Here is a 19,369-nt window from a genome sequence, read left to right on the forward strand (position 1 = left end):
AGGCGGCGCTGGTGGCGCTGCCGGTGGTCGCGGAGTGCGTGGACGCGGAACGCATCGGCTCTCCCAACGTCGTCGTGGCATAGGCATTGCCGAGGCCGCTCAGGCGTTACGCGTCGCCGCCGGCCTCACCGGCTTCGGCGGCCGCGACGTCCAGGAGCTGGTAGCGGTCGATCGCCTGCTTCAGCAGCGAACGGTCGACCTTGCCCTCCTTGGCGAGCTCGGTGAGCACGCTCAGGACGATCGACTGCGCGTCGATGTGGAAGAAGCGACGGGCCGCGCCACGGGTGTCCGCGAAGCCGAAGCCGTCGGCGCCCAGCGACTGGTACGTGCCGGGAACCCAGCGCGAGATCTGGTCCGGGACGGAGCGCATCCAGTCCGACACCGCGACCTTCGGACCCTCGGCGCCCTGGAGCTTCTGCGTCACGTACGGGACGCGCTGCTCCTCCTCGGGGTGCAGAAGGTTGTGCTCCTCGACGTCGACGGCCTCGCGGCGCAGTTCGTTCCAGGAGGTCGCCGACCAGACGTCCGCCTTGACGTTCCACTCGTCGGCGAGGATCTGCTGGGCCTCGATCGCCCACGGCACCGCGACACCCGACGCGAGGATCTGGGCGGAGTGCTCGCCCTTCTCGCCGGCCTTGACGCGGTGCAGACCCTTGAGGATGCCCTCGACATCGACGTCGGCCGGCTCCGCGGGGTGCTGGATCGGCTCGTTGTAGACGGTGAGGTAGTAGAAGACGTCCTCGGCGTTCTCGCCGTACATCCGCCGCAGACCGTCCTTGACGATGTGCGCGATCTCGTAGCCGTAGGCCGGGTCGTAGGCGACACAGGCCGGGTTGGTCGAGGCCAGCAGCTGGGAGTGGCCGTCGGCGTGCTGCAGACCCTCACCGGTCAGCGTCGTACGGCCGGCGGTCGCACCGAGCACGAAGCCCCGCGCGAGCTGGTCGGCCATCTGCCAGAACTGGTCACCGGTGCGCTGGAACCCGAACATCGAGTAGAAGACGTAGACCGGGATCAGCGGCTCGCCGTGCGTGGCATAGGCGGAGCCCGCCGCGATCAGCGAGGCCGTGCAGCCCGCCTCGGTGATGCCGTCGTGCAGCATCTGACCGGTCGGCGACTCCTTGTACGCCAGGAGCAGATCGCGGTCGACCGCCTCGTACTGCTGGCCCAGCGGGTTGTAGATCTTGGCCGACGGGAAGAACGCGTCCATACCGAAGGTGCGGTACTCGTCCGGCGCGATCGGCACAAAGCGCTTGCCGATCTCCTTGTCCCGCATGAGGTCCTTCAGGACCCGCACGAACGCCATGGTCGTGGCGATCTTCTGCTGGCCCGAGCCCTTCTTGGCCCCCGCGTACGCCTTGTCGTCCGGCAGCGGCAGCGGCTTGGCGCGCACGACACGGGTCGGCACATAGCCGCCCAGCGCCTTGCGGCGGTCGTGCATGTACTGGATCTCTTCGGAGTTGCGGCCCGGGTGGTAGTACGGCGGCAGGCCGTCCTCCAGGTCCTTGTCCGGGATCGGCAGGTGCAGCCGGTCGCGGAAGCCCTTGAGGTCCTCGACCGTCAGCTTCTTCATCTGGTGGGTCGCGTTGCGGCCCTCGAAGTTCGGGCCGAGCGTCCAGCCCTTGACGGTCTGCGCGAGGATCACGGTCGGCTGGCCCTTGTGCGCCTTGGCCGCCGCATACGCCGCGTAGATCTTCTTGTGGTCGTGGCCGCCGCGCCCCAGATGCAGGATCTGGTCGTCGCTCATGTTCTCGACCATCGCGCGCAGGCGGTGGTCGTCACCGAAGAAGTGCTCGCGGATGTACGCACCGGTCTCGGTGGCGTAGGTCTGGAACTGGCCGTCGGGCGTGCTGTTGAGCTTGTTGACCAGGATGCCGTCGCGGTCCTGCGCGAGCAGCGGGTCCCAGCTGCGGTCCCACACCAGCTTGATGACGTTCCAGCCGGCACCGCGGAACTGCGACTCCAGCTCCTGCATGATCTTGCCGTTGCCGCGGACCGGGCCGTCCAGGCGCTGCAGGTTGCAGTTGACGACGAAGGTCAGGTTGTCCAGGCCCTCACGGGCGGCGATGGACAGCTGGCCGAGCGACTCGGGCTCGTCCATCTCGCCGTCGCCGAGGTAGGCCCATACGTGCGACTTGGAGGTGTCGGCGATGCCGCGGGCCTCCATGTAGCGGTTCATCCGGGCCTGGTAGATCGCGCCGAGCGGGCCGAGGCCCATCGAGACGGTCGGGAACTCCCAGAAGTCCGGCATCAGCCGCGGGTGCGGGTAGCTGGACAGGCCGTTGGGGGCCTTGGACTTCTCCTGGCGGAAGGCGTCGAGCTGCGCCTCGTTCAGTCGGTCCAGGAGGAAGGCGCGGGCGTAGACACCGGGCGAGGCGTGGCCCTGGAAGAAGATCTGGTCGCCGCCGTCGCCCTCGTCCTTGCCCCGGAAGAAGTGGTTGAAGCCCACGTCGTAGAGGGAGGCGGAGGAAGCGAAGGTGGCGATGTGACCGCCGACGCCGATACCCGGACGCTGGGCGCGGGAGACCATGACGGCGGCGTTCCACCGGGTGGCGTTCAGGACCTTGCGTTCGATCTCCTCGTTGCCGGGGAAGAACGGCTCGTCCTTGGTCGCGATGGTGTTGACGTAGTCCGTGCTGCGCATCTCGGGCACGGCCACACGCTTCTCGCGGGCCCGCTCGATCAGCCGGAGCATGAGATAGCGGGCACGTTCCCGGCCTCGCTCGTCAACGGCAGCGTCGAGCGAGTCGAGCCATTCCTGGGTCTCTTCGGGATCGAAGTCCGGGACCTGGCTGGGAAGGCCGCCAATGATGATCGGGTTTCGATCGGATCCGGAAGCCACGCTGTTCCTTCGTGTTCGGGTCGTGTCGTGCTCTGCAGGTTTTCGATGCCGTGCACGGGACGAATGCTGTCTCTGCTTTGGTGTCGCGCCGTCTTCCATCGTGTACCGAGCCACAGGGATACGTCACCTCTACCGATGGGTAACCACCCGCAGAGAGAGGGCGCTGAAAAGGCCGGTTTCTCAGGTCGGCCAAATCGCAACCATACGCGCATGTCGAAAGTGCCCCGCGTACGGATGTGCGGTCCCCGAATGGCGGTCCCGAATGCCCCGGCCGCCCCCCGAAGGGACCAGTCGCGCGCGACTACCCGATATGCCCCGGAGAACGCTGTGGCGTGAATCACTTCAGCCTGTCCTGTTGGGGTCGCAGTTGCGGCGAGACGCCTCCAAACGTCACCGTTTCGGCGGTCTGGACCGCCGGGTACTTGCGCGATCCGCCCGGCCCGTGTGGACTACGCCCAATGCTCCGCGCACGCGCGGGGTCCCCGAGCATTTCCCGAAACATGACAGGAGGCAATCCGTGAGCGCGACCGCGGACCACGCGGAGGAGCGGACCAACCCTGCCGCCAGGCTGGGGTTCGAGCCCGGACAGGTGGTCCAGGAGATCGGCTACGACGACGACGTCGATCAGGATCTCCGCGAAGGCATTGAGACCGTGATCGGCCAGGATCTCGTCGACGAGGACTACGACGACGTCTGCGACGTCGTGCTGCTGTGGTTCCGCGACGAGGACGGCGACCTCACGGACGCTCTGGTGGACGCCATCGGCCTGATCGACGAGGGCGGGCAGATCTGGCTGCTGACCCCGAAGACCGGCCGTGACGGCTATGTCGAGCCGAGCGACATCAATGAGGCCGCGCAGACCGCGGGTCTGTCCCAGACCAAGAGCATCAACGCGGGCAAGGACTGGGCCGGCAGCCGGCTGGTCACGCCCAAGTCCAAGCGCTGAGCCGCACCCCCTCGACGTGCGCCGCCGAGCCCCCTCCGACCTGTTCCGGAGGGGGCTCCGCCCTGTTCCACAGGGGTTCCCCCGCCGCCCGCCCCGGCGCGTAGGGTTGGTCGCGTTCTGTTGAGCGTGAGCGGAAGGGAAGCACCCCATGGCGATCGAGGTCGGCACGAAGGCTCCGGATTTCGAGCTGAAGAACCAGCACGGCGAGCTGGTCAGGCTCTCCGACTTCCGCGGCGAGAAGGCCGTCGTCCTCCTCTTCTACCCGTTCGCCTTCACCGGTGTGTGCACCGGTGAGCTGTGCGCGCTCCGCGACGAGCTGCCGAAGTTCGTCAACGACGACGTCCAGCTGCTGGCCGTCTCCAACGACTCCCCCTTCTCGCTGCGCGTCTTCGCCGAGCAGGAGGGCCTGGAGTACCCGCTGCTGTCGGACTTCTGGCCGCACGGCGAGGCCTCGCGGGCGTACGGCGTCTTCGACGAGGAGAAGGGCTGCGCGGTGCGCGGCACGTTCATCATCGACAAGGAGGGCGTGGTGCGCTGGACGGTCGTCAACGGCCTGCCCGACGCCCGCGACCTGAACGACTACCTCAAGGCCCTCGGGACCCTCTGAGCCGCGCGGCGGACGCGCCGGCGCCCTGGCCGACATCCGCGGTGATCGGGGTGCGATAACTGCAATCGGCGGGAACCGGTCACTAGGATCAATTCGTTGATCCGATGCCATGCACGATGGGGGCGCACATCATGACGTACCCCTCGAATCTATGGGAGGACTCGTGGGAGTCAGCCTCAGCAAGGGCGGCAACGTCTCGCTGACGAAGGAAGCCCCCAATCTCACCGCTGTCATCGTCGGTCTGGGCTGGGACGCGCGTACCACCACCGGTACGGACTTCGACCTGGACGCCAGCGCCCTGCTGACGAACGACCAGGGCAAGGTGGCCAACGACCAGAACTTCGTGTTCTTCAACAACCTGAAGAGCCCGGAAGGTTCGGTCGAACACACCGGAGACAACATCACCGGTGAGGGCGAGGGCGACGATGAGCAGATCAAGGTGAACCTGGCCGCCGTGCCGGCCGATGTCGCCAAGATCGTCTTCCCGGTGTCGATCTACGACGCCGAGACCCGCCAGCAGAGCTTCGGCCAGGTCCGTAACGCGTTCATCCGCGTGGTCAACCAGGCCGACAACAATGAGCTGGCGCGCTACGACCTGAGCGAGGACGCCTCGACCGAGACCGCCATGGTCTTCGGCGAGCTGTACCGCAACGGCGCGGAGTGGAAGTTCCGGGCCATCGGCCAGGGCTACGCCTCGGGCCTGCGCGGTATCGCACAGGACTTCGGCGTCAACGTCTGATCGACCGGATCCGGGATCCGATCGACGGCATCCGGCCGGGCGGCGCTGCCACACTGCGTGCCCGCGCCGCAGAACAACCGTGTCCGGCGCCGTACGCCCCCGTCCGTGGGGAGTGCGGCGCCGGGCGCGCTTGAAGGGAGGCGGGCCGCACTCCGGCGCGGCCCGTACCGACACCGGGGAGGAAGCGCATGACCGTCACGCTCGCCAAGGGGGGCAATGTCTCCCTGTCCAAGGCCGCGCCGGATCTCACACAAATCATGGTCGGCCTGGGCTGGGACGCGCGGTCCACGACCGGAGCGCCGTTCGACCTCGATGCCAGCGCGCTGCTGTGCCGGTCGGGGCGGGTGCTGGGGGACGAGTACTTCGTCTTCTACAACAACCTCAAGAGCCCCGAGGGCTCCGTCGAGCACACCGGGGACAACCTCACCGGTGAGGGGGAGGGCGACGACGAGTCGCTCCTGGTGGACCTCTCCCAGGTGCCCGAGCAGGTCGACAAGATCGTTTTCCCGGTCTCGATCCATGACGCCGATCTTCGCGGGCAGAGCTTCGGCCAGGTCAGCAATGCCTTCATCCGCATCGTCAATCAGGCCGACGGCAGCGAACTCGCCCGTTACGACCTCAGCGAGGACGCCGCCGGCGAAACCGCGATGATCTTCGGCGAGGTGTACCGCTACCAGGGCGAATGGAAGTTCCGCGCGGTGGGCCAGGGGTACGCGTCGGGTCTGAGGGGCATCGCTCTAGACTTCGGGGTCAACGTTTCGTAAAGCGCCGCGCGCTGCGCGCGGGGGATCCCATACAGCGAGGGAATAGGTAGGCAGTGCTCCTGAAAACCTTTGGCTGGTCGTTCGCCGTCACGGTGCTCGGCCTCGCCTTGGCCGGCGTGCTCTGGGGGTGGCAAGGGCTCGCGATTGTCGGGATCCTGTCCATCCTGGAGATCTCGCTGTCGTTCGACAACGCCGTCATCAACGCAGGCATTCTGCGCAAGATGAACGCCTTCTGGCAGAAGATCTTTCTGACCATCGGCATCATCGTCGCGGTATTCGGCATGCGGCTGGTGTTCCCGGTCGTCATTGTCGCGATCACCGCGAAGATCGGGCCGATCGAAGCGGTCGATCTCGCCATCAACGACAAGGCGCATTACGAGGAACTGGTCACCAGCGCCCACCCGGCCATCGCGGCCTTCGGTGGAATGTTCCTGCTGATGATCTTCCTCGACTTCATCTTCGAGGAGCGCGACTACAAGTGGCTGGCGTGGATCGAGCGGCCGATGGCCAAACTGGGCAAGCTCGACACCCTGTCGATCATCATCTCGCTGGTGGTGCTGCTGGTGAGCGCCATGACGGTGGCCACCGACGTCGCGCACGGCGGCGGTGACAAGAGCGCCACGGTCCTGCTGTCCGGCGTCGCCGGCCTCATCACGTACCTCGTCGTCAGCGGTATCTCCGGCTACTTCGAGGGCAAGCTGGAGGAAGCGGAAGAGGAAGACGGCGAGGGGGCCGACGCGGCGGTGCCCGCGAAGAAGGGCAACGGCGCGGCCGTGGGCCTGGCCGGCAAGGCCGCGTTCTTCATGTTCCTCTACCTCGAGGTCATCGACGCGTCCTTCTCCTTCGACGGAGTCATCAGCGCCTTCGCCATCACCAACGACATCTTCGAGATGGCGCTGGGTCTGGGCATCGGCGCGATGTACATCCGTTCGCTGACGGTCTTCCTCGTCCGCAAGGGGACCCTCGACGAGTACGTCTACCTGGAGCACGGCGCGCACTACGCGATCGGCGCGCTCGCCGTCATCCTGCTCATCACGATCAAGTACGAGATCAGTGAGGTCATCACCGGCCTGGTCGGCGTCGTGCTGATCATCCTCTCGTACTGGTCCTCGGTGGTGAAGAACCGGCGGGACGGCAAACCGGGGGCCGAAGGCGGTGCGCCGTCGGAAGTCGCGTCCGGAGTGTGACGCGGCGCTGATTGAGGAACGCTCTCTGCGGGGCGGCCATGGGGTGCAGACCTCGGGCCGCCCCGCGGTAGTTGGGGCCGAACATTGGGGTGGGCAGGGTGTCGTTCCTGGGGAATCTGTGGCGCGGTGGCGCACACAAAATGGACTTCGACAGCGGTGGGGCGTCGTACGTCGTCGAGCTGACGAAACGCAATCCGGTCGTCTCGCTGACCAAACAGGGGGCGGCCACGGGGCATCTGCGGGTCAATCTGCACTGGCAGATGCGGACCTCGGACCTCCATGAGCGGGGCGGGCAGAACAGGGGCAGTCTGCTGCGTCACCCGGGCAAGCTGTTCAAGCCCGAGATCGTGCAGGCGCAGGGGCCGGCCGTGGTCAAGATCGACCTGGACCTGGCCTGCCTGTACGAGCTCAAGGACGGCACCAAGGGCGTGGTGCAGCCGCTGGGCAACTTCCTGGGCGATCTCAACGCCGCGCCCTTCGTGAAGCTCAGCGGCGACGACCGCTTCGGCTCCCCGTCCGGCGAGACGCTGTACATCAACATGGACCACCGCGACGAGATCAAACGGCTGCTGATCTTCGTGTACATCTACGACGGCACGCCCGCGTTCGACCGTACGCACGCGGTCGTGACGCTCTATCCGAGCAACGGCCCGCGGATGGAGATCAAGCTCGACGAACGGGCGCCACAGGCCCGCTCCTGCGCCATCTTCATGCTGGAGAACAACAAGGGCGAGCTGACGGTGCGCCGCGAGGTGAAGTACGTCTACGGCTTCCAGGCCGAGCTCGACCGGCTGTACGGCTGGGGTCTGCAGTGGGGGCGGGGGTACAAGTCGAAGGTGTGATCCGCCGGCCCGGGGCGCGCCGCCGTCGCGCCGCGCCCCCGCACCGGCCCGCCCCTAGCGGCGCTGGAACTGCGGCCCCTGGGGCGGCAGGACGAAGGACGGGTCCGGTACGAACGGCTGCTGCTGCATCGGATAGCCGTATGTCGCGGCCGGGTGCGGCGGTTGCTGCGGATAGCCGTACGCGGGCGGTGGCGGCTGAGGGGGCTGGTACTGGGGCGGCGGGCCCGGGTATCCGTAGGCGGGCTGTACGGGGGGCTGGGCCGGGGGCGGCGGAACGTTGGACGGATAGCCGTAGCCGCCGCTCGTCGGCGCGGGCGCCGAGGAGGCCGCGGCGGCCGGGGGCAGCGGTGCGGCCGAGAACGGCTCCGGCATCGCGTCCGGCACATGCTGGGTGGCGGCTTCGGGGTCCGGCGGTGCGGAGGTCTGCGGGTCCGCCGCGGAGGGCGGTCCGGAGGCCTCTTCGGGCCAGGTGCTCGGCGGCGGGGTCACCGACGCGGACGGCTCGCTCTGCGCGGGCGAGGGGAGCGCCTCGGTCGGCTCCGAGCCCGGCGTCGTCGCCGCAGGCGCCTCCGCGGCGGGCGAATCGGCGCTCGCGGCGGCCGCGTCCGGCTCCTCCACCGAGATCCCGAACTCGGTCGCCAGGCCGACCAGACCGCTCTCGTAGCCCTGCCCCAGGGCACGGAACTTCCAGCCCTCGCCGCGGCGGTACAACTCCCCGCAGATCAGGGCCGTCTCATCGCCGGTCTCGGGCACCACGTCGAAGACCGCGAGCGGCTCACCGTCGCTCTCCGCGGCGTCGTAGAGCAGGACCCGCAGGTCCGCTACGCCCGCGAAGACACCGCCGTCCGACGACGCGGCCAGTACGACCCGGTCGACCGACGGATCCAGCGTGGCCAGATCCGCCTCGATGGTGTCGGTCAGGCTGTCGGCGATCTGGGTCTTGGGCAGATGCCGGACCAGACCGCTGGGGTGCCGCGGCTGGTTGTAGAAGACGAAGTCCTCGTCGGAGCGCACGCGTCCCTCGGGTCCCACCAACAACGCCGAGGCATCGACATCAGGAACACCGGAGCCGGGCGTCCAGCGCAGGACCGCCCGGACAGCCGTGGCATCGAGGGGTACGTTCGACCCTTTCAGCATCGCGTGCGTCATGCCGCAATCCTGCCTTCCCTGAGGTCGCAGGGACAACGCGGGGCCCGGGAGCCGTGCGCGGGGAGGGACCGGGGACACCTGAACGCCTCGTGCGGGTTACGTGATTTTCACGCACGCGGGAACTATCCACACCCCCGCGCACGTACGATTACCGGCTGGATCCAGACAGCGAGACGCAGCGGGGGTGCCCGGTCCCGCACCTATACGGGGAGTTCTATGCGGCACTTTGGGCACCTTCCGCCCGACATCCGGAAGACACTGTTCCATCAGGAGCCGGTGGAGTTCACCGCCGACTCCCCGGCCCGCACGCTCGCGGTCGCCCTCGGCGCCACGCTCTACAGCCCCGCCACCCGCCCGCGGCTCGCGGCGGATGTCCTCAAGCAGGCCGGGCGTGGCGTGATGTCCATGGTGCTGTGCCTCGAAGATTCCATAGGGGACGGGGATGTCGAAGCCGGCGAGGAGAATCTCGTCCGGCAGTTCGGCCTCCTCGACGAGGCCGCCGACACGGGCGAGAACCTTCCGCTGCTGTTCATCCGCGTCCGCACGCCCGGCCAGATTCCGGATCTGGTGCGCCGCATGGGGCCGGCGGTGCGCAGGCTGTCTGGATTTGTACTTCCGAAGTTCACCGAAGAGCGTGGCGTCCCCTTCCTTGAGACGCTGGCGGCGACCGAGTCGGCCTGCGGTCGGCGGCTGTTCGCGATGCCGGTGCTGGAATCCCCGCAGCTGCTGCATCTGGAGAGCCGACCCGAGACCCTCCAGGGCATCGCCAGAGCCGTCGACAAGTACCGGGACCGGGTGCTTGCCCTGCGGCTCGGCGTCACGGACTTCTGTTCCGCCTACGGCCTGCGCAGAGCACCTGACATGACCGCGTACGACGTCCAGATCGTCGCCTCCGTGATCTCCGACGTGGTGAACGTGCTGGGCCGGGCGGACGGCACGGGCTTCACGGTCACCGGTCCGGTATGGGAGTACTTCCGGCTGCACGAGCGGATGTTCAAGCCACAGTTGCGGCGCAGCCCGTTCCTCGGACGCGCCGAGGAATTGCGTACAGCGCTCATCGAGCACGACATGGACGGACTGCTGCGCGAGATCGAACTGGACCGCGCCAACGGGCTGCAGGGCAAGACCTGCATCCACCCCTCGCATGTCGCGCCGGTGCACGCCCTCTCCGTCGTCAGCCATGAGGAGTTCAGCGACGCCGCGGACATCCTCCGGCCCGAGCGCGGCGACGGCGGGGTTCTGCGCTCCGCCTATACGAACAAGATGAACGAGGTGAAGCCGCACCGGGCCTGGGCCGAACGGACCCTGCTGCGCGCCGAGGCTTTCGGCGTCGCCCGGGAGGGCATCGGCTTCGTGGAACTGCTGACGGCGAGCCTGCCGCAGCCCTGAGATGCGGCGAACGACATGAACGGTACGACGGAGGAGACGAAACGCGTGGTGTGGACGGGAGAGTGGGTCGCCGGTCGGCTCGAGGTCTCGCTGAGCGGCGGGGACGAGCTGCCGGAACTGCTGGGGCTGGCGCTGCGCCGCAACCCCAAGCGGGCCCATCTGCTCGTGTCGAACGTGCTGGGCAAGCATGTGCCGCAGCGGCCGGGTGTGGTCCATCGCGCAGGCTTCGGGCTGGGGCGCCGGGTACGTGAGCTGCTGGGCGACGAGGCCGCCGCCCGCTCCGTCGTCCTGGGCTACGCCGAGACCGCCACCGGCCTGGGCCACTCCGTGGCGGACGGCCTGGCGCTCGCGCCGTATCTGCACTCCACCCGCCGACCGGTGGAGGGCGTGGCGCAGGTGGGCGGGTTCGAGGAGGAGCACAGCCACGCCACCTCGCATCTGCTGCTCCCGGAGGACCGCGAGCTCCTCGCCGGCGACGGGCCGCTGGTGCTCGTCGACGACGAGTTCTCCACCGGCCGGACCGTTCTGAACACCATCAAGGCGCTGCATGCGCACTTCCCGCGTGAGCGCTACGTCGTCGTCGCCCTGGTCGATATGCGCTCCGACGCGGACCGCAGCCATCTGGAGAAGTTCGCGGCGGAACTGGGCGCCCGCGTCGACCTCGTGGCGCTGGCCGCGGGCGGCGTACACCTGCCCGAGGGTGTCCTGGCCCGCGGTCAGGAACTCGTCGCCGAGCACGAGGCCCTCGCTTCGCGGGCGGCGGCGCCCGACGCCGGAAGCACGGCGGAGCCGGCCGGCGACCGCGGTGCGGACGTCGTACGGGTCGACCTCGACTGGCCCGCCGGGCTGCCCGACGGCGGGCGGCACGGCTTCACCCCCGCGCACCGCGAGCGCCTGGAGGCCCGGCTGCCCCATATGGCGGCCCGGATCGCGCGGCAGCTGGACGGCGCCCGCCGCGTCCTCGTCCTCGGCAACGAAGAGCTGATGTACGCGCCGCTGCGGATAGCCGAGGCCCTGGACGCCCTGGTGACCGGGGGAGCGGACGGCGCCGGTGCACCACGGACCGGTGAGCTGACCGAGCCGGCCGCGGGACCGGGGGTCTACTTCTCGACCACCACCCGGTCGCCCGTGCTCGCCCTGGACGACCCCGGCTACGCGATACGGACCCGGCTGTCCTTCCCCGCCCACGACCGGCCCGCCGACGGGCCGGGGGAGCGCTACGCCTACAACGTCGCGGCCGGCACCGATCCGGCACGCCGCTTCGACGCCATCGTCGCCGTCGTGGACTCGCACGGCGACCTCCCCGAACTGCATGCCGCCGATGGTCTGCTGGACCGTCTCACCCAGCACGCCGACCAGGTGCTGCTCGCCGTCATCCCCTCGTACGCCCCGCGACCTCAGGCCCCGTCGATGCCCCTCCCCGAGCCGCTGCGCGGCCCCGCCTTCTCCTCCTACGACGCCGACGAGGTCGGCTGGCTGCTGCAGGACCTGTCCGGCGTCACGCTGGAAGCGCCCACCGAGGAACGCGAAGAGGCGATCCAGCGCGGCGGCGCCCACTACGCCGAGTCGCTGCCGGTCGAGTACCAGCCGAGCGAGCAGTACCAGGCGCTGTTTCACAGTGCTCTGCAGGCGTCCGCCGCCCGGATCGCGCGCGCCGTCGGAACCGTCACCGAGACCGTGCTCGCCGAGCGGACTCAGCGCCCCGTGCTGGTGTCGCTGGCGCGGGCCGGCACTCCCGTCGGGGTGCTGATGCGCCGATGGGCGCAGCATGCACACGGTCTGGACCTGCCGCACTACGCGGTCTCCATCGTCCGCGGCCGGGGCATCGACACCACCGCGCTGCGCTGGCTGGCCGCCCATCACAACCCGGCGGACGTCGTGTTCGTGGACGGCTGGACCGGCAAGGGAGCCATCACCCGCGAACTCGCCAAGGCCCTGGAGGACTTCCCAGGCTTCGATCCCAGGATCGCCGTGCTCGCCGACCCCGGCGGCTGTGTCGAGACCTACGGCACCCGCGACGACTTCCTCATCCCGTCCGCCTGCCTCAACTCCACCGTCTCCGGCCTCATATCGCGCACGGTCCTGCGCGACGACCTCGTGGGCCCGGACGACTTCCACGGCGCGAAGTTCTACCGCGAGCTGGCCGCGACCGATGTGTCGCGCGCGTTCCTGGACGCGGTCAGCGCGCGCTTCGACGATGTCGCGGAGGAGGTCGCAGCGGAGGTGAGGGAACTGGCCGCCGCCGACCGGGCCCCCACCTGGGCGGGCTGGGCGGCCGTCGAGCGGATCAGTGAGGAGTACGGCATCCACGACATCAATCTCGTGAAGCCCGGTGTCGGCGAGACCACGCGCGTACTGCTGCGCCGGGTCCCCTGGAAGATCCTGGCCCGGCAGGACGCCGGTGCCGATCTTGATCATGTGCGCCTCCTGGCTGAACAACGGGGCGTGCCCGTCGAAGAGGTCGACGGACTTCCCTATACCTGTGTCGGGTTGATCCACCCCCGCTTCACGCGCGGGGCAACGGGTACTGACGGCAAGGCGGTGGCCTCCTGATGAGCACGATCGTCGCCAGCGACCTCGACCGCACCCTGATCTATTCGGCCGCCGCACTGGACCTCGCCATGCCGGACGCCGAGGCCCCCCGGCTGCTGTGCGTCGAGACCTATCAACGCAAGCCGCTGTCCTATATGACGGAGACGGCCGCCGGGCTGCTCGCCGAACTGGCCGGCAGCACCACCTTCGTGCCGACCACCACCCGCACCCGCGAGCAGTACGGACGCATTCATCTCCCCGGTCCCGCACCGGAGTTCGCGATCTGCGCCAACGGCGGCCATCTGCTCGTACGGGGCGAGTCGGACCCGGACTGGCAGCGCACGGTCGCCGAGCGGCTCTCCGCGCACTGCGCGCCCCTGGACGAGATCCGCGCGCACCTCGTCCGCACCGCCGATCCGGCCTGGCTGCTCAAGGAGCGCGTCGCCGAGGACCTCTTCGCCTATCTCGTCGTGGAGCGGCCGCTGCTGCCCGACACCTGGGTGAAGGACCTCGCCGGCTGGGCGGAGCAGCGCGGCTGGACCGTCTCCCTGCAGGGCCGCAAGATCTATGCCGTACCGCAGCCGCTGACGAAGAGCGCAGCCGTGGCGGAAGTCGCCCGCCGTACCGGGGTGTCGCAGATCCTCGCGGCCGGTGACTCCCTTCTCGATGCCGATCTGCTGCTGGCCGCGGACCACGGATGGCGGCCGGGACACGGCGAGCTGGCGGACTCCGGCTGGCAGGCCCCTCATGTCACGGCGCTCGACGAGCGGGGTGTCGCCGCCGGCGAGGAAATCGCGCGGGCCTTCATCCGCGGCGCCGCATCCCCGGGCCGCGCCGGCTGAGCCGGACCGAAACGAAGGCCACCACCGCCAGCGCGGCCGCCGCAAGGACCACCTGGGAATAGACGTCGACAAAGCCCGTCACCTCCTCCCATCTCTCACCGAGCAGATAGCCGGCAAGAACGAAGACCGTGTTCCAGATCAGGCTGCCGAGGGTGGTCAGGGTGACGAAGAGCGGTATCGGCATGCGCTCGATGCCGGCCGGTATCGAGATGAGGCTGCGGAAGAGGGGAATCATCCGGCCGAAGAACACCGCCTTCGTCCCGTGCCGCTGGAACCAGTGCTCCGTCTTCTCGATGTCGGAGACCTTGACCAGCGGCAGCTTCGCGGCGATCGCGACCGTGCGCTCGCGCCCGAGCAGCGCGCCCACGCCGTACAGCGCCAGCGCGCCGGTCACCGAGCCGAGGGTCGTCCACGCCAGCGCGGAGGACAGATACATACTGCCGCGGCCGGCCGCGAAGCCTGCCAGCGGCAGGATCACCTCGCTCGGCAGCGGCGGGAAGAGATTCTCTGCGGCGATCGCCAGCCCCGCGCCGGGCGCGCCGAGCGCGTCCATGAGGTCGGTGATCCAGCCGGGTGGGGTGTTTCCGATGCTCTCGATCATGTTTTCAACGCTATGAATTTCCGTCCTCCCGCACATTGCGGAAGACCGCACAGAAGACTGCGGTTTTCCGCAGTGCGCGAGGGCGAGCGGTGCGGCTAGCGTTTTGATCATGTTGGGAATTGCACGGCGCGGACTGCGTCTGGCGACAGGGCTGATGCTGGGTGCGGTGATGTCCGCGGCCGAGCTCCCCTTCGTCGTGCTCTCCGGCCTGTCCCTGCTGCTCGTGCTCGCCTGGCCGCGCGGCCGCCGCGCGGTCCTGGGGCCCGTGACAGCCGGCGGACGGGCCCTGACCGAAGCCAACCGGCGCCGCCTCCGCAGCTACATCACAACCGATACTTCCGACGACTACGCCGACCACCGCGCCCTGCAATATCTGTCGCTGCGCTGGTCGTTGGGCCTGCTGGGAGTCCTCGTCCTGAGCGCCGCGCTGATCGGAGCGGCGTACGGCATCTCCTGGATCTTCATCCTGTCGCTCAGAGACGTCCGCTACCCGGGCACCGTCCTGCTGTCGAGCGTCGGCGGCCTCTTCCTCCTCTTCCTCAGTCTGCAAGGGACATTCGGGGTGGCCAACCTCGAGACCAAGCTGGCGCGGCGCTACCTCGGCCCGAGCCATCAGGAGGAACTGGAGCGCCGCATCGAGCAGTTGGCGACCAGCCGCGCAGGGGTCGTCGCCGCGGTCAACGACGAGCGCCGGCGCATCGAGCGTGATCTGCACGACGGTGTGCAGCAGCGGCTGGTGGCGCTGGGCATGCTGCTCGGCCGTGCGCTGCGCAGCCAGGACCAGCGGCGTGCGGAGCAACTCCTGCGCCAAGCGCACGAAGAGAGCGGCCAGGCCCTGACCGAGCTGCGGGAAGTGGCATGGCGGATCTATCCGACGGTGCTGGACGAGGCGGGCCTGCGAGCGGCGCTGGAGACCGTCGCCGAGCGCTCGGCCATCCCCGTCCGGCTCGACTACGAACTCTCCGCCGAGCCCGAGACCGCCGTGGCGACGGTCGCCTACTTCGTGGTCTCCGAAGCCGTCACCAACGCCGTGAAGCACTCCGACGCCGGGCTGATAACGGTCCGCGTCGCCCGCGGCGAGGACCTTGTGCTCGTATGTATCGAGGACGACGGGCTGGGCGGCGCGGACTCCGGCGGCAGCGGCCTGTACGGGCTGGCGCGCCGGGTCGCCGCGATCGACGGCCGGTTGCGGGTGGACAGCCCGGCCGGCGGACCGACCATCATCACCGCGGAGCTGCCGTGCGCGTAGTGCTTGCCGACGATTCGACCCTGCTGCGGGAAGGCCTGGTGCGCCTCCTCGCCGAGGAGGGGCATGAGGTGGCCGCCGCGGTCGGTGACGCCGGTCAGCTGATCGCCGTGCTGGAGCGTGCGGCAGCGACGGAGCAGCAGCCCGACGCGGTGGTCGTGGACGTCCGTATGCCGCCCACGCACACCGATGAAGGGCTGCGGGCGGCGGTGCAGATCCGGGAGCGCTGGCCCGAGGTCGGTGTGCTCGTGCTCTCGCAGTACGTCGAGCGCCGCTATGCGACGGAGCTGCTGACCGAGGACAGCGAGGGGGTCGGCTATCTCCTCAAGGACCGGGTGGTCCAGGTGGACGAGTTCCTGGACGCGCTGGAGAGGGTGGGAGCGGGCCAGGCGGCCTTCGACCCCGAAGTGGTACGGCAGTTGCTGATGCGCACCCGTCGCTCGGATCCGCTGGGCACCCTCACCGCGCGCGAGCGGGAGGTGCTCGGTGAGATGGCGCAGGGCCACACCAATGCGGCGATCGCCGTCCGGCTGCACATCTCGCTGAGCGCCGTCGAGAAGCACGCCAACGCGATCTTCGACAAGCTCGGCCTGATCCGCGCATCCGGATACTCGCGCCGGGTCCTTGCGGTGTTGCGGTACTTGGGCACGTGACAGGAAGGGAGACGTGAGCGACGGCTCGTGGAGGGAGGGAAAAGGCGGCTGGTGGCGCGGTGGCTGGGCTAGTCTCGCCGAGGCGGTCGGCTGCACCGTCCGGTGATCGGCCGAGACCGCGATCCTTGATCAAGAGGAGAGCCAGTGGCTGAGTCCAAGAACACGCCGATCACGCCGGAGCTGTACGACTACGTACTCGCCCACAACCCGCCGTTGAATCCCGCGCAGCGGGACATCGTGGAACTCACCAAGCAGCAGTTTCCCGAGGCGGCGGGGATGCAGTCGGCGGAGGAACAGGGGCCGCTGCTCGCGTTCCTCGTGCGGCTGATCGGGGCGCGGCATGTCGTCGAGGTGGGGACGTTCACCGGCTACTCGACGCTGTCCATGGCCCAGGCGCTGCCTGCCGACGGCACGCTGATCGCCTGCGATGTGTCAGAGGAGTGGACGGCGTACGGCCGGGAGGCATGGGCGAGGGGCGGCGTTGCCGACCGTATCGACCTGCGGATCGCGCCCGCGCTGGAAACGCTGCGGGCGATGCCGAGCGAGCCGCATATCGATCTCGCCTATCTCGACGCGGACAAGGGGGGCTATATCGCCTATTGGGAAGAGCTGGTGCCTCGGCTGCGGACCGGGGGGGTGATCGTCGCGGACAATGTGCTCTACCACGGTGAGGTCGCCGACCCGGCGGCCACCGGGCCGGCACTGGCGATCAGGGCGTTCAATGATCACGTTGTGGCGGACCGGCGGATGGAGGCGGTGATGCTCACCGTGGCGGACGGCCTCACGCTGGCACGCAAGCGGTAGTGCCGTCTCATGCTGGCAGGCAAGCGGTAGCGGCGCTTTATGCAGCCGTGCAAGCGGTAGCGCCTCACGCTGGCACGCAAGCGCCGAGGCGACCGACAGGACGTACCCCAGTCTCCCGGCATGCTGTCCTGCGCCACGCTGTCCGGCCGTGGCTCAGCCGCAGCAGCCGCCTCCGCAGCAGCCGCCGCCCCCGCCCCCGCCGCCCCTGCCGCTCGGAGCGGGGGCGGTCGCGGAGCCGCCGACGGCGACCGTGGAGAGGAGCTTCGTGGTGTCCTCGTGGCCTTCGGGGCAGACGGCCGGGGCGGAGGACTCGGCCATGGGCCGGTTCAGCTCGAAGGTGGAGCCACAGGGGCGGCACCGGTATTCATAACGAGGCATGGTCACAGATTAGCCGTGGTGCTGATCAGCGCACGACGGTGCCGGGCGGCGCGCCCAGCATGCCCAGCTCCGCCCGGGTCGGTGCGCCCTCCCAGTCGCCGTGCGAGGCGGCCGCGAACGCTCCCGTGGTGACGGCGCGCTCCAGCCGCCCGGCCGGCCCTTCGCCGTCCAGCAGTGCCGAGAGATACCCCGCCACGAAGGCGTCACCGGCACCCACCGCGTCCACGGCCCGTACCGGTTTGGCGGGCTGATGCACACAGCCGTCGCGGGTGAAGACCGTCGCCCCGTCCGTGCCGAGTTTGACCACGACCTCGCCGACGCCCCGGTCCAGCAGAAGCCCGGCCCGGTCCGCGAGGCCCCCCGCGGCGCCCGCCTCCCCCGCGGCGCCCGCCTCCCGCGCGGCTCCCTCCGCACCGCCCGTCTCTCCCGCGGCGCCCGGCTCCACCGCTCTGCCCGCGCTTTCGGGCACTTCGGGCAGGCAGAGCGGCAGCTCGTCCTCGGAGGCGATCAGGACGTCCACGAAGGGCATCCACTCGCCCAGGACCGTGGCGGCCTCCTCGGCGGTCCACAGGCGTGCCCGGAAGTTGACATCGAGACAGACCAACGAACGGTGCTGACGCGCCAGTTGGAGGGCCCGGTGGGCCGCCGAGCGGGCTGTGGGACTCAGCGACGGGGTGATGCCCGTCAGGTGCAGGACGCGGGGTGGCGAGGCGGGGAAGGCATCGTCGATCACCCCCGCGGTGAGCCGTGAGCCGGCCGATCCCGCGCGGTAGTAGTGCACCCGGGTGATCTCGGGCAGCCGCGGCTCGAAGATCACCAGCCCGGTCGGGGCGCCGGGGTCGGTGGCGGCGCCGCAGACCTCGACGCCCTCGGCCCGCAGCGTACGCAGCACCAGCGCACCGGCCTCGTCGTCGCCGACCGCGCCCGCCCAGCAGACGTGGTGCCCGAGCCTGGCCAGTCCGATCGCGACATTGCTCTCCGCCCCGGCGACGGAGACCTGCATCGTGCCGCCGAGCCTCAGCGGGCCGCTGCCGCGCAGGGCGACCATGGTCTCGCCGAAGGTGAAGACCTCTGGGCGGCCCGGTCGCCCCGGGAGTCGGGAAGGGCCGGAGGCGCCCCGCGGAGGCCCGTCACCAGGGCGTTCCTCTCCGCCCCCGGTACCCTCCGCCGCCTGCCCCGTCACCGTGCGCACACCGCCTTGAACTCCGCCGCGCGCTTGCGCAGCTCGTCCAGATCGCCGCCGTCGGCCGCGTCCCCGACCAGCGGCGAGCCGACGCCCACGGCCACCGCTCCGGCGTCGAAGTACTCAGGGGCGAGGGCCGCGTCCACCCCGCCGACCGGCACGAACGGCAGCTCGGGAAACGGCGCGCGGAGCGCCCGCAGATACGCGGGCCCGCCGGCCGACGCCGGAAACAACTTCAGCGCGGACACGCCCAACGCCTCGGCCGTGATCACCTCGGACGGCGTCATCACCCCGGCGAGCGTCGGCAGCCCCTGCCGCACGGACTCCTCCAGGCCCGCGCCCAGCCCCGGCGTGACGATGAGGTTCGCCCCGGCCTCGGCGGCTCGCCGGGCATCGTCGCCGGTCAGGACGGATCCGGCGCCGAGCCAGGCCGCGTCGCCGAGCTCGGCACGGGCCCGCCGGATGACGCCGAGCGCGTCTCTCCCGCTGAGCGAGACCTCGATCAGTGGAAGGCCTGCCTCCGCAAGTGCCATGACCGTGCGGAAGGAAGCCTCCGCATCCCTGCCCCGGATGATGGTGACCAGCCGCTCGGTCCGGAGCGCTTCGCTGAAGTCCATGGCGTTTCCTGCTTTCTCCGCTCCCCGCCCGTGTGTGCCACGCGGGCGGGT

18 protein-coding genes are annotated in these 19,369 nt (G+C 69.6%); 12 read left to right on the forward strand and 6 right to left on the reverse strand.

The window, feature by feature from the left end:
- Positions 1-106: 106 nt before the first annotated feature.
- On the reverse strand, positions 107-2,839 hold the full coding sequence (gene aceE, locus ACWD6P_RS26765) for a pyruvate dehydrogenase (acetyl-transferring), homodimeric type (protein ID WP_451446710.1): 2,733 nt from the start codon (positions 2,837-2,839) through the stop codon (positions 107-109).
- Positions 2,840-3,356: 517 nt separating this feature from the next.
- On the opposite strand from aceE, the gene ACWD6P_RS26770 reads away from it, so the two are divergent.
- From ACWD6P_RS26770 to ACWD6P_RS26795, 6 genes are all read left to right on the forward strand, one after another.
- Positions 3,357-3,785, forward strand: a complete 429-nt coding sequence (locus ACWD6P_RS26770; protein ID WP_384427224.1) for a DUF3052 domain-containing protein — start codon at positions 3,357-3,359, stop codon at positions 3,783-3,785.
- A 148-nt stretch (positions 3,786-3,933) separates the two neighbouring features.
- Complete coding sequence (locus tag ACWD6P_RS26775; RefSeq protein WP_451446711.1) at positions 3,934-4,392, forward strand: peroxiredoxin; 459 nt, start codon at positions 3,934-3,936, stop codon at positions 4,390-4,392.
- Between the two features lie 163 nt (positions 4,393-4,555).
- Positions 4,556-5,131 (forward strand): TerD family protein, encoded by a 576-nt coding sequence (locus ACWD6P_RS26780; protein ID WP_451446712.1) that lies wholly within the window; start codon positions 4,556-4,558, stop codon positions 5,129-5,131.
- Positions 5,132-5,319: 188 nt separating this feature from the next.
- Positions 5,320-5,895, forward strand: coding sequence for a TerD family protein (locus tag ACWD6P_RS26785; RefSeq protein ID WP_451446713.1), 576 nt, complete (start codon positions 5,320-5,322; stop codon positions 5,893-5,895).
- A 53-nt stretch (positions 5,896-5,948) separates the two neighbouring features.
- Positions 5,949-7,082 (forward strand): DUF475 domain-containing protein, encoded by a 1,134-nt coding sequence (locus tag ACWD6P_RS26790; protein WP_451446714.1) that lies wholly within the window; start codon positions 5,949-5,951, stop codon positions 7,080-7,082.
- Between the two features lie 140 nt (positions 7,083-7,222).
- The gene (locus ACWD6P_RS26795) at positions 7,223-7,924 is read left to right on the forward strand and encodes a TerD family protein (protein WP_451446715.1); all 702 of its coding nucleotides are present in this window, start codon (positions 7,223-7,225) and stop codon (positions 7,922-7,924) included.
- Positions 7,925-7,978: 54 nt separating this feature from the next.
- Here ACWD6P_RS26795 and ACWD6P_RS26800 read toward each other — a convergent pair whose 3' ends face one another.
- Positions 7,979-9,073: a TerD family protein gene (locus ACWD6P_RS26800; protein WP_451446716.1), complete on the reverse strand. Its 1,095-nt coding sequence runs from the start codon at positions 9,071-9,073 to the stop codon at positions 7,979-7,981.
- Between the two features lie 216 nt (positions 9,074-9,289).
- Here ACWD6P_RS26800 and ACWD6P_RS26805 point away from each other — a divergent pair, with 216 nt between their 5' ends.
- From ACWD6P_RS26805 to ACWD6P_RS26815, 3 genes are read left to right on the forward strand one after another with little or no spacing between them, the layout of a single operon-like run.
- Positions 9,290-10,462: an HpcH/HpaI aldolase/citrate lyase family protein gene (locus tag ACWD6P_RS26805; protein ID WP_451446717.1), complete on the forward strand. Its 1,173-nt coding sequence runs from the start codon at positions 9,290-9,292 to the stop codon at positions 10,460-10,462.
- 15 nt (positions 10,463-10,477) lie between these two features.
- Positions 10,478-13,015 carry a phosphoribosyltransferase gene (locus ACWD6P_RS26810; protein WP_451446718.1) on the forward strand — a complete coding sequence of 846 codons (2,538 nt, stop codon included), beginning with the start codon at positions 10,478-10,480 and terminating at the stop codon, positions 13,013-13,015.
- Positions 13,015-13,836 (forward strand): HAD family hydrolase, encoded by an 822-nt coding sequence (locus ACWD6P_RS26815; RefSeq protein ID WP_451446719.1) that lies wholly within the window; start codon positions 13,015-13,017, stop codon positions 13,834-13,836. Before ACWD6P_RS26810 ends, ACWD6P_RS26815 begins: the two co-directional genes overlap by 1 nt.
- Here ACWD6P_RS26815 and ACWD6P_RS26820 read toward each other — a convergent pair.
- Positions 13,799-14,437: a DedA family protein gene (locus tag ACWD6P_RS26820; RefSeq protein ID WP_451446720.1), complete on the reverse strand. Its 639-nt coding sequence runs from the start codon at positions 14,435-14,437 to the stop codon at positions 13,799-13,801. The two genes, ACWD6P_RS26815 and ACWD6P_RS26820, sit on opposite strands and share 38 nt — an antisense overlap.
- Positions 14,438-14,546: 109 nt before the next feature.
- Here ACWD6P_RS26820 and ACWD6P_RS26825 point away from each other — a divergent pair, with 109 nt between their 5' ends.
- The 3 genes from ACWD6P_RS26825 to ACWD6P_RS26835 all read left to right on the forward strand — a co-directional run bounded on the left by ACWD6P_RS26825 (position 14,547) and on the right by ACWD6P_RS26835 (position 17,140).
- Positions 14,547-15,686, forward strand: coding sequence for a sensor histidine kinase (locus ACWD6P_RS26825; RefSeq protein ID WP_451446721.1), 1,140 nt, complete (start codon positions 14,547-14,549; stop codon positions 15,684-15,686).
- On the forward strand, positions 15,677-16,336 hold the full coding sequence (locus ACWD6P_RS26830; protein ID WP_451446722.1) for a response regulator: 660 nt from the start codon (positions 15,677-15,679) through the stop codon (positions 16,334-16,336). Before ACWD6P_RS26825 ends, ACWD6P_RS26830 begins: the two co-directional genes overlap by 10 nt.
- Positions 16,337-16,480: 144 nt before the next feature.
- A complete protein-coding gene (locus ACWD6P_RS26835; RefSeq protein WP_451446723.1) occupies positions 16,481-17,140 on the forward strand; it encodes an O-methyltransferase in 660 nt (219 codons plus the stop codon).
- A gap of 153 nt (positions 17,141-17,293) precedes the next feature.
- Here the strand turns inward: ACWD6P_RS26835 and ACWD6P_RS26840 are convergent, their stop codons facing one another.
- The 3 genes from ACWD6P_RS26840 to ACWD6P_RS26850 are packed head-to-tail and all read right to left on the reverse strand — an operon-like array spanning position 17,294 to position 19,318.
- Positions 17,294-17,518, reverse strand: a complete 225-nt coding sequence (locus ACWD6P_RS26840; RefSeq protein ID WP_451446724.1) for an FmdB family zinc ribbon protein — start codon at positions 17,516-17,518, stop codon at positions 17,294-17,296.
- Between the two features lie 25 nt (positions 17,519-17,543).
- Positions 17,544-18,701 (reverse strand): sugar kinase, encoded by a 1,158-nt coding sequence (locus ACWD6P_RS26845; RefSeq protein ID WP_451446754.1) that lies wholly within the window; start codon positions 18,699-18,701, stop codon positions 17,544-17,546.
- Positions 18,698-19,318, reverse strand: coding sequence for a bifunctional 4-hydroxy-2-oxoglutarate aldolase/2-dehydro-3-deoxy-phosphogluconate aldolase (locus tag ACWD6P_RS26850; RefSeq protein ID WP_451446725.1), 621 nt, complete (start codon positions 19,316-19,318; stop codon positions 18,698-18,700). The genes ACWD6P_RS26845 and ACWD6P_RS26850 overlap by 4 nt, the downstream gene beginning before the upstream one ends.
- Positions 19,319-19,369 lie beyond the last annotated feature (51 nt).

Source organism: Streptomyces sp. NPDC002446, from assembly GCF_053595675.1.